Here is a 10,336-nt window from a genome sequence, read left to right as displayed (position 1 = left end):
TCGGCGGCTCGGCGGCTCGGCTAACGGATCTTAGATTCCTTAGAGCCGCAAATCAAGCCTTTTCCCGACGCTAACGGAACGACGATTCGTTAGACGCTCGAAACGGCCCTTTTTTGCTCCAAAACCGCCTGTTTTTCTTTCTAAGCGTCATCTGGTTCCGTTAGAATTTCAAACTGCCGCAAAAAGCGCTCTAAGCGTCATCTCGTTCCGTTGGCGCGGCGAAGATCCGGTCGATCCGGCGTAGCGCTCTTCGATATTACCCTTTTTTGGCTGACTCCGCTTCGTTTTCGGCAGTTCCGCCTTCGAGCAGCCTGCCGCCTGCCGAAAAGAACGCTTTATTCGACAGACCCCTGAATACGAAAAAGCCGCTTTCGCGCTTTCTTCCCGAAAAGAGAAAAAAAGGCGAAAACGGCTGCGAGTACTTGCAAGACTTGCAAGAGAAGCTGAGATCGAAACGTTCGGGCAAAGCCGCGAAGCGATTCGAGAAGTTCCCGCAAGACGAAAATCCGAGCTATCCGGAAGTCGGCCGAACAGGCAAGAACCCGATTAGCCTCTCTTGCGGCGAGTCATGACGTCGAAGATAACGGCTGCGGCCAGAACGCCGCCGCGGATCATGTACTGGTACGAGATGCCCACGCCCAGCAGGTTCATGCCGCTGGACAAGGAAGCCATAACGACCGCGCCGATGATGGAGCCGGTGACTTTGCCGACGCCGCCCGCTGCCGATACGCCGCCGACGTAAGCGGCCGCGATCGCGTCAAGCTCGAACAGCGTGCCGGCCGTCGTCGTTGCGGATTGCAGACGCGCCGTGTACAGGATACCGGACAGGGCGGACAGCATGCCCATCGAACCGAAGACGATGTAAGTGATCTTCTTGACGTTGATGCCGCTCAGGTGAGCCGCTTCCGGGTTGCTGCCGACCGCGTAGATATGGCGGCCGAGCACGGTCTTCGTCGTCAGGAAGTGATAGATCGCGACGACCAGCAGCGTGATGACAACCGTCCACGAGAAGCCGTTGTAGCCGGCCAGAATCCAAGTGACGTAAGCGATGATCGCGGACACGAACACCAGCTTGATCGCGAAGATTTTGTTCGAAGGCACTTCGAATTTGTATTTGATCTTCTGGTTGCGTTTGGAGATTTCGGCGTACACGAAGTACAAGATGACCAGCGCGCCGAGGATCAGCGACAGCACGTTCAGGCCGGCGATATGACCCATCGAAGGAAGGAATCCGTTACCCAGCGCGTTGAACGTGTCGTCTTTGACGATGATCGTGCCCGTCTTCTCGGTCACTTGAAGCAGCGCGCCGCGGAAGATCAACATACCGGCGAGCGAGGATACGAAGGCCGGGATGCCGACGGACGCGACCAGCACGCCGTTGAACATGCCGATCACGATACCCAGAACGAGGATGATCGGAATCGTGAAGTAGACCGGTACGCCGAGCTGCGACAGCATGATCGCCGCGATCGCGCCCATGAAACCGGCGGCGAAACCGACCGACAAGTCGATATGCCGGATGACGATGACGAGCGTCATGCCGACGGCCAGTACGGCGATGTAGCCGGTAGCGTCGAGCAGGTTACTGATGTTGCGCGACGAGATGAACAATCCGTTCGTCATGATGGTGAAGGTTAACATGATTACGAACAAAGCGATGTACATGCCGTATTCGCGAATATTTACTTTGAGCAAAGATTTGGCTTCTTGGAAGAAGTTCAAGGTTTTCCCCTCCTACTAAAACTAATGCGTTGACAAGATTACTGCGTGGCGAACTCCATGATTTTCTCTTGATCGGCGTCTTCCGCCGCGATCTCGCCTTTGATCCGGCCTTCGGCCATAACGTAGATGCGGTCGCTCATGCCGAGCACTTCGCCGAGTTCGGACGAGATCATGATGATGCTCATGCCCTGATCGATCAGCTTGTTCATGATGGTGTAGATCTCGAACTTGGCGCCGACGTCGATGCCGCGCGTCGGTTCGTCCAAGATCAGCAGCTTCGGTCCCACGAACAGCCACTTGCCGAGCGAGACTTTCTGCTGGTTGCCGCCGCTCAGATTGCCGACTAACTGTTCGACGGAAGGCGCTTTGATGCCCATCGAGCTTTTGTAATCGTTGCCGACTTTGACTTCTTCGTTATCGTTGATGACGCCGCCCGGAGCGATGCCTTTGAGATTCGCTACGCTGACGTTGCTCTTGATGTCTTGGATCAGGAACAAGCCGTCGCCTTTGCGGTCTTCGGTCACGTAAGCGATGCCCGCTTTGATCGCGTCGCTCGTATGGTTGAATTTCTTGCGTTTGCCGTCGATGTACAATTCGCCGTTCAATTTGTAATTTCTCGGATTGCCGAAAATGCTGAGCGCGAACTCCGTACGTCCCGAACCCATCAGGCCCGCGATACCCACGATTTCGCCTTTCTTCACATACAAATCGACATTTTTGACCAGATCGCGGCCGAGCTCTTGATCGTGAGCGGTCCAGTTTTTGACTTCGAGAATGTGATCGCCGAACTTCTTGTCCGGACGCTTCGGATAGATGTCCTCGATATCCCGGCCGACCATGTTCTTGATGATCGCCGCTTCCGTAATCTCGCCTTTGGAGGCATCCAGCGTGCAGATGGTTCTTCCGTCGCGAATGACCGTCGCCTTATCGGCGATCGCGATGACTTCCTTGAGCTTGTGGGAGATCATGATGCAGGTAATGCCTTGGTTTTTCAGCTCGCGCAGCAGATTGAGCAGGTTCTCGCTATCGTTTTCGTTCAGCGCCGCCGTCGGTTCGTCCAGAATCAACAGCTTGACGTCTTTGCTCAGCGCTTTGGCGATCTCGACCAACTGCTGTTTGCCTACGCCCAGATCGCGGATCAGCGTCTCGGGGTTGACGTTCAGCTTGACCTTTTGCAGCATCTTGCGCGCTTCGATAATCGTCTCGTTCCAGTCGATTATGCCGCCTTTTTTAACCTCGTTGCCTGCGAAAATGTTCTCGTATACGCTCAAGTCCGGGAACAGCGCCAACTCTTGATAGATGATGGCGATGCCCGTCTTCACGCTGTCGGTAATCTTGGTGAACTGCTGCACGGCGCCTTCGTAGACGATGTCGCCTTCATACGTTCCGTACGGGTAGACCCCGCTCAACACCTTCATCAACGTCGATTTGCCCGCGCCGTTCTCGCCGACCAGAAAATGAATCTCGCCTTTTTTGACTTGAAAATTCACGTCCTGAAGCGCTTTGACGCCGGTAAAACTTTTGGAGATATTGCGCATTTCGAGAATGTTGCCGCCCGGGCCTCCGGCTTTCGGTCCGTTCGTTTTTTCTAATATGTTTCCGCCCATTTCTATCGCACCCCTTACCGCCCGGTTCACTGAGAAAGAGGAACGGGGCGTCCCCGTCCCTGCTTCTCAGCCGGCTATTTGCTGTCACATCCGGTTTTCTTACAGTCCTGTGAACTCGTCCGCTTTGTAGTAGTCGGAGTCGATCAGTTCTTTTTTCACGTTGTCTTTGTCGACTACGATAACGTCCGTTTGTTTCGCTTTGACGTCTACGCTGCCGTTGTTGTAAGAGCCTGTCGTTTCCGGAGTTTTGCCGTCCAGTACTTCGACCGCCATGCCCATCGCGTCTTTAACGAGCGTACGCACGTCTTTGAAGACCGTCATGGATTGTTTGTTGTCGATGATGTACTGAATCGAAGCTTTCTCGGCGTCTTGACCCGTGATCACGTAGCTCGTGACCGCGCTGTCGGAAGCGAATACGTCCGCGATGGAACGTGCCGTGCCGTCGTTCGGAGCCAGAATCGCAACGTCGCCTTTCATGTCGGCAGCGGCTGCTGTCAGGTGAGTCTGAGCTTTGTTTTTGGCTTCGTTCGGATCCCAGTTCGTCGTGACTTGGCCGATGATGCTGCTCATTTGGTCGCGGGACAGGTCTTTGGTGTCTTTGAGCTTTTCGGCTTCCGTGGAGTTCGCGATCTTGAACGTGCCGTCCGCGATCTTCGGCTGAAGAACTTCCCATGCCCCTTGGAAGAACAGGAACGCGTTGTTGTCGGTAGCGGCGCCTGCGTACAGGTACAGCGGTTGGCCGTTGCCTTTGGCGTGGTCGACCAAGTATTGCGCTTGAGCCGCGCCTACCGCGAGGCTGTCGAACGTGACGTAGTAGTCGACCGCGTCGGTGTTGGTGATCAGACGGTCATAGGAGATGACGGTTACGCCGTCTTTCTTCGCTTCTTCGACCGCTGCCGCAGCGGCGTCGCCGTCCTGCGGGCAGATGATGAGAACTTTGATGCCTTTGTTGAGCAGCGTTTCCACGTTTTCTTTTTCTTTGGCGGAAGAGCCTTGGCTGAACAAGATTTCCGTGTTGTATTTCGTGCCCGAGAGCGCGTCTTTGAAACGCTGTTCGTCCTGCACCCATCTCGGTTCGTCTTTCGTCGGAAGTACGATGCCGACGTTGACGCTTCCTCCACCGCCGCCGCTGCCGTTTGTGTTTCCGCAAGCGCTTGCAACGATAGAGAACATCATGACCGCAGCCAGGAGCAGAATCCCTTTAACGTGTTTTTTCAACTGAACTAACCCCTTTCGGTTTGACCGATATTGTATTTCGTAAGGTGAATCGTTCTGGCAAGAACAAATATAACACCGCTTTCATTTCGGAGGAGCAGCGAAGAGTAGCACTCTTTTGCGACCGCCTGTACTTTTTTAATCTGGAAATTAAAGCGTTTGCAAAATGTGAAGGAACCAAGCGATCAAACCGCGCGGTTGCAGGATTTCTTCGGTACGAATCATTCGTCCGCATCCTCGAAAATTTCCAAAAAAACCGCGAATCCCTGTCGGAACGACAAAGATTCGCGGTCTTGGCTCGGGATCTGACGCCTAAAAGCGGCGACCCTTATTTCGATTCCTTCTGCTTACTTGCCGCTTCCGTACACTTCGGCCCGCGTATGGAATCCGTCTTTGATTACCGTCGAGTCGATATTGTTCGCATCGACGGCGATCGGCGGCAGCAGGATCGACGGCACTTCGATCTTGCCGTTGTTGACCCAGCGGCTGGTCAGGGGCTTCTCGCCTTGAGCGAGAGCGACGGCCAGCTTCGCCGTCTCTTCGGCCAGCCGGCCGATCGGCTTATAGACGGTCATCGTCTGGGTGCCGGCTGCGATGCGGCGGATCGCCGCCAAGTCGGCGTCTTGTCCGGCGACCGGGATCTTCCCGGCGAGGCCGCGTTCGCCGAGCGCTTCGACGACGCTGCCTCCGGTCGCGTCATTGGCCGCGATCACCGCGTCGATGCCCGTCGGTCCGTTCGCGGCCAGCGCTTCGCGCATGTTGTCGAGCGCATAGAGCGGCTTCCAGTCTTTGGACCATTGGTCGTAGACGATGCGGATATCTCCGCGGTCGATCAGCGGCTGAAGAATATCGAATACGCCTTGTTTGAACTGATGCGCGTTGTTGTCGGTAGCCGCGCCGCCGATGTACGCGTAATTGCCTTCGGGCACTAGCGAGAGCATCGCTTTGGCTTGAAGCCGTCCGACTTCGACATTGTCGAACGAGACGTACAGGTCCACGTCCGCATTGGTGATCAAGCGGTCGTAAGACAAGACCTTGATGCCTTCTTTGTGCGCTTTGCTGACGATGGCGGCCGTCGCTTCCGCGTTATGCGGCACGACGACCAGCACGTCGACCCCCTGACTGATCATCGCTTCGGCCTGCGCCACCTGCCGGGCGTCGTCGCCGTCGGCCGACTTGACGACTACCTGCGCGCCCAGCTTCTCGGCCGCCGCTCGGAACAGATCGCGGTCTTTTTTCCAACGCTCTTCGAGCAGCGTATCCATCGAGAAGCCGATCACCAGCGGCCGGCCGGAAGCGTCCAGCCCCGGCAGCGCGGCTTCTGCGGGCGGCGGATTCTCCGCCCCGGAAGTTCCGGCTTCCGCGCCCTCGGCCGGAGCGGCCGAGGTGCCGGCTTCGCCGGAACCCCCGAGCGCTTCGCCGCTCGCCGAACCCGTATCCCCCGTTCCGGCCGGCGCGCCTCCGGCCTCGGCTTGGCCGCCCTGCGCGCCGGCGGCCGCGCCCGGCGCCGCCTGCGGCGGCTGTCCGCCTCCCGAGCAGGCGGACAGAAGCAGCGCCAGCAGAGCCGCCGCCGCCGACAAGCGCAGCGCCGACAGCGTCCGGCGCTGCGGGGCGCCGCTTGTACGCTCTCGACCTATGCTTCCGCGCGCCTCCCGCGCGTTCATTCGCGCCCTCCGAGCAGCGCTCTCCGGTATTCCGTCGGCGAGAGATCGCACATCTTTTTGAACACTTTGCTGAAATAGTTCGGGTCGTGGTAGCCCACTTCGAACGTGATTTCTTTCAAGCTGCGCGCCGGGTCGCTCATCAGTTTCTTGGCTTTGTCGATCCGGCATTCGGTCAAGAAATCGATATAGTTGACGCCGACCTGCTCTTTGAACAGCTTGCTGATATAGAACGGGCTCAGCTCGAAGCGTTCCCCGATCGCTTCCAGCGAGATGTCTTCGTGCGAATGTTCGGCGATATACTGCTTGATCCGCCGGATCGTGTCCGGCTTGATCCGCTCCAAATGTTCGGCGTACGCCTGCTTGATGCGGTCGAGGATCGCGCCCGTTTCGGCGCGAAGCTGCCGATAGTCCTGCGCTTGGAACGAGAACGTCGGCGTGTCGATCTCGACGCCCATCTCCGCCAGCACGCGCGAAGAGACCCAGAGCCGTTCCAGCACCCGCTGCTGGGCATGCATCCGGTCCGCGCCTTCGCTCTCGCAGCGTCTCAGAAAGTCCAGCGCTTCGGCCTGAATCCCGTCCCAATCGCCTACGCGGATCTGCTCGAAGAAATGCTGTTCCCAACGTTTGTCCGGATAATCCAGCAGAGAAGGTTCGTTTCCGGATTCCGGCTTGTCCGTATAGAGCCGATAACGCACCGGCTGCCCCGGATCGGGAATCGCCAGCAGCGCTTCCCGGTAAGACTGCCGTACCTGCGAGAGCGACGAACAGACGCTGCCTACGCCGACGGACCAACTTTCCCGCGAACTTTTTCCGGCCGTCTCCAGCAGCGTCCGGGCCAGTTCGATCGCCTGCACGCGGAACGACCTTTCCGGATCCCGGAAAGCGATAACCGGAATCTGCCGGCCGTAGAGCGCGCCTACCCAACCCGCGCCGTCGCGGCGAATCCGATCCCGGATCGCGGCGTACGCTCCTTGTTCGGCTTCTTCCGGCACCAGAACGGTCACGGCGAACGTCTCGCTGGAAGCGTCCGCGCCGAGCCAAGCGACCAATTCGTCCGAATGCACCTCGTGCACATGGTCGAACAGCAGTTGAGTCACGATATCCGTCTCGATCACCGGCATCACGCGCTGAAGCGCGTCTTCGCGCAGACGGCTGCGCTCGCGTTCGCGTTCTTCCGCTTCGATCTCCTCGATCACGCGCCCGACCGTTTTTTTGATCTCGCCGGCTTTGCTCGGTTTGAGCAGATAATCTTTGACGCCCAGTTTCAGCGCGCGCCGGGCGTAATCGAACGTATCGTAGGCCGTAACCATCACGATCTTGATCTCCGGATACTGCGCGCCGATGATCTCGGTCGCCTGCAAGCCGTCCATGCCGGGCATTTTGATGTCCATCAAGATCAGATTGGGCCGGAACGACTCGACGAGTTCGATCGCCATCCTGCCGTTCTTCGCTTGTTCGATCGTCAACTCGGGAAAACTTTTGCGCAATATAGCCTGCAAGCCTTCGCGTCCGACTTGTTCGTCATCCACGATCAGCAGTCTTGTCATAGGTGTCGTGTCTCCTTATCTTCGGTAATTTGAGCAGCACGCGCACGCCGCGTCCTTCGCCGCCGTCGATCTCGATCACGTCGGGCGTTCCGTAGAACAAACGAAGCCGCCGCACGACGTTGCCGAATCCGATGCCCGTCGAATGGCCTTCCGGCTGCGTATCGCGTTCTTCGAGAATTCCCCGGATTTTCTCTTCGCTCATGCCCGGCCCGTCGTCCGCGATCTCGACCGTCACGCAGTCGCCGGCGTCGGCGATCGTCATCCGGATCGTGCCTCCGCTTTCCGAAGGTTCGATCGCGTGCGTCACGGCGTTTTCCACGATCGGCTGCAAAGTCAGTCCCGGCACGGGCGTGGACAAGCAGCTCTCGTCGATCTCGGTGATCAGCGTCAACCGGTCCGTGAAACGCGCCGTCTGAATCTCCATGTACTGCCGCATGACGCGCACTTCGTCGTACAGCGTCACCGCGCGATCGAGCCGCTTGAGATTGTACCGCAGCAGCCCGGCCACGCTGACGAGCAGATCGCTCGTTTCTTCCGCGCCTTCCAGAAAAGCTTTTTTGGACAACGTATCGAGAATATTGAACAGGAAATGCGGGTTGATCTGGCTCTGCAAACTTCGCAGTTGGCTTTCTTGAAGCAGCAGCCGGTTCTGCTGAAGTTCGCTTTCGAGCCGCGCTTTCTCCCGGATCTCCAGAATCAGATTGTTGATGTTCACCCGCATCCGCTCGAAGGTGGTCGCGAGGAACGAGATCTCGTCCGACGAATTGACGACGATCTGACGCTCGAATTGGCCTTTCGCCAGATCCTGCGCCGCCTTCGTCAACTGCTGAACCGGCCTCGTGATGCTGAGCGAGAACCAGTAAGTGAACAGCAGCAGTCCGAACGTGATCGCCAGCAGAATCCAGATGCCGAGCTTCTTGAGCTCTTCGGCCTGCTCGATGATGCTTCGGTAGAACTGCTGATACGTATTGAGCTCGATATCGAGCAGCTGAAGGGTCATCTCCGAGATATAACCCGAGATGCGCGTCGCTTCGGCGAACGCCCGGGACGAATCTTCGTTCTCCTGTTCGGACTTGAACAGCACGGAACGATCCGACGTCTCGATCAGGCTGTCGATCAGATTCATGTAGCTGGTCAGCGCGAAATCGTTGCCGCCGTTGCGCAGCAGGCCGATCGAACTCTGCGCCTGCCGAAGCTGTTCTTCGCTGCGGCGCAGGCTGCTCAGATTGCCTTCGGTCGGCGTCAGCAGGTAAATGTTCAGCGAATTGACCGTTTGCTTGCTGGCCGAAGTCACTTCGTTCATCCGCAGATATCGCTGAAGAATATCGTTGTACTGGTCCTGCGTTTTCTGGTTGTAGTAAGTCAGCATGATCCAGATCGAAGCCATGATAAACATGACGAGAGCGGTCAGCGTCCAGATTTTCCGTTGAATTCCGATCATGACGCGTCCTCCGTCGTCGAGATGCGAATCGGGGTCGGGTACCCTTCGGGATCGAGCGGAACGGTCTTGCCGTCCAACCACTGCACCATCATGCGGACCCCCGTCTCGCCCATTTCGCTCGGTGCTTGTTCGACGACCCCGTCCAGTTTGCCTTGACCAAGCAGCGCCTTGATATCCGGATTGTCGTCGAACGAGTAAATGTAATACGGGTCGATCCGCGAACGCTTGCCGATCTCCTGCACCATCGCGGCGGTCAGATTGGCGTCCACCGAGATAAACGCTTTCACTTCGGGAAAACGGTTCATGACGTCCTGCGTCGCCGCCGCGATCCGCTGTTCTTCGTCGGACGTCGTCACGTATTCGATACGGATATTCGGATAAGCGCTCAGCACGCCGCGAACGCCGAGCACGCGCTGGCGCTGATCGTATTCCTCGCGGCTGTCGCCCAGCAGCACCACCGTGCCTTTTTCGCCCATATCGGCAACGAGGCGTTCCGCGATCATTCGGCCCGCCGCCAGCGCGTTCGAGCCTACATAGGTCTTGCGCATGCTGTCGGACATCGGCACGTCGCTTGCCACGGTAATAACGGGAATGCCGTAGAAAGCGGCTTTGACTTTCGTCAGATTATCGAAATCGTCTTGATCCATGCCCTGCACGATGATGCCGTCGACTTTGGAATCGATCGCGATCTCGAGCTGCTTCAAGAAATCTTCGCGGTCTTCGCCGTACGTCCCCCAGATCTCGAGATTGGCTCCGAGCTTCTCCGCTTCGGCTTCCGCGCCTTCGCCCACTTTGTTCCAGAACGGCGTGCCCAGATCCTGCGTGATCAGAACCAAGCGATAACGCTCTTCCGCTCGCTGCTGAGGTTCGGGAGGCTGCCAAGCGGATTGAACGAAGCGGATAGCGGAGATCATGGTGAAAAAAAGAAAAACGGCGCAGATCGTGCCGAGCGCCAAACTGATCGTCTTATGCAAGCGCGATCCCTCTTCCCTGTAAGGATAATTTCATTATAACATTTTATTCCAATCGTTTAAGGGATAAACTCGTCTCATTTCAGTTTTACTACTTTAGCAAATCGCCCGTCTTCTGGGTAGATGTTTTTTACAGGGTTGCCTATGAAACGGTTTTCATATGCGGTTT

7 protein-coding genes are annotated in these 10,336 nt (G+C 57.3%); all 7 read right to left on the bottom strand.

The window, feature by feature from the left end; all coding sequences use genetic code 11:
* Nucleotides 1–546: 546 nt before the first annotated feature.
* Nucleotides 547–1,722, bottom strand: coding sequence for a sugar ABC transporter permease (locus CDO73_RS10395; RefSeq protein WP_088488453.1), 1,176 nt, complete (start codon nucleotides 1,720–1,722; stop codon nucleotides 547–549).
* 38 nt (nucleotides 1,723–1,760) lie between these two features.
* Nucleotides 1,761–3,329 (bottom strand): sugar ABC transporter ATP-binding protein, encoded by a 1,569-nt coding sequence (locus tag CDO73_RS10390; protein ID WP_088488452.1) that lies wholly within the window; start codon nucleotides 3,327–3,329, stop codon nucleotides 1,761–1,763.
* A 99-nt stretch (nucleotides 3,330–3,428) separates the two neighbouring features.
* Nucleotides 3,429–4,547, bottom strand: a complete 1,119-nt coding sequence (locus CDO73_RS10385; protein WP_088488451.1) for a sugar ABC transporter substrate-binding protein — start codon at nucleotides 4,545–4,547, stop codon at nucleotides 3,429–3,431.
* Nucleotides 4,548–4,891: 344 nt separating this feature from the next.
* Complete coding sequence (xylF, locus tag CDO73_RS10380) at nucleotides 4,892–6,208, bottom strand: D-xylose ABC transporter substrate-binding protein (protein ID WP_088488450.1); 1,317 nt, start codon at nucleotides 6,206–6,208, stop codon at nucleotides 4,892–4,894.
* Nucleotides 6,205–7,755, bottom strand: coding sequence for a response regulator (locus tag CDO73_RS10375; RefSeq protein ID WP_088488449.1), 1,551 nt, complete (start codon nucleotides 7,753–7,755; stop codon nucleotides 6,205–6,207). The genes xylF and CDO73_RS10375 overlap by 4 nt, the downstream gene beginning before the upstream one ends.
* On the bottom strand, nucleotides 7,730–9,196 hold the full coding sequence (locus tag CDO73_RS10370; RefSeq protein ID WP_088488448.1) for a sensor histidine kinase: 1,467 nt from the start codon (nucleotides 9,194–9,196) through the stop codon (nucleotides 7,730–7,732). Before CDO73_RS10370 ends, CDO73_RS10375 begins: the two co-directional genes overlap by 26 nt.
* On the bottom strand, nucleotides 9,193–10,170 hold the full coding sequence (locus tag CDO73_RS10365) for a sugar ABC transporter substrate-binding protein (protein ID WP_088488447.1): 978 nt from the start codon (nucleotides 10,168–10,170) through the stop codon (nucleotides 9,193–9,195). Before CDO73_RS10365 ends, CDO73_RS10370 begins: the two co-directional genes overlap by 4 nt.
* Between the last annotated feature and the right edge of the window lie 166 nt (nucleotides 10,171–10,336).

The organism is Saccharibacillus sp. O23, assembly GCF_002205895.1.
In the GTDB taxonomy this organism is placed as follows: domain Bacteria; phylum Bacillota; class Bacilli; order Paenibacillales; family Paenibacillaceae; genus Saccharibacillus.
This window is presented reverse-complemented; position numbering and strand designations above follow the sequence as displayed.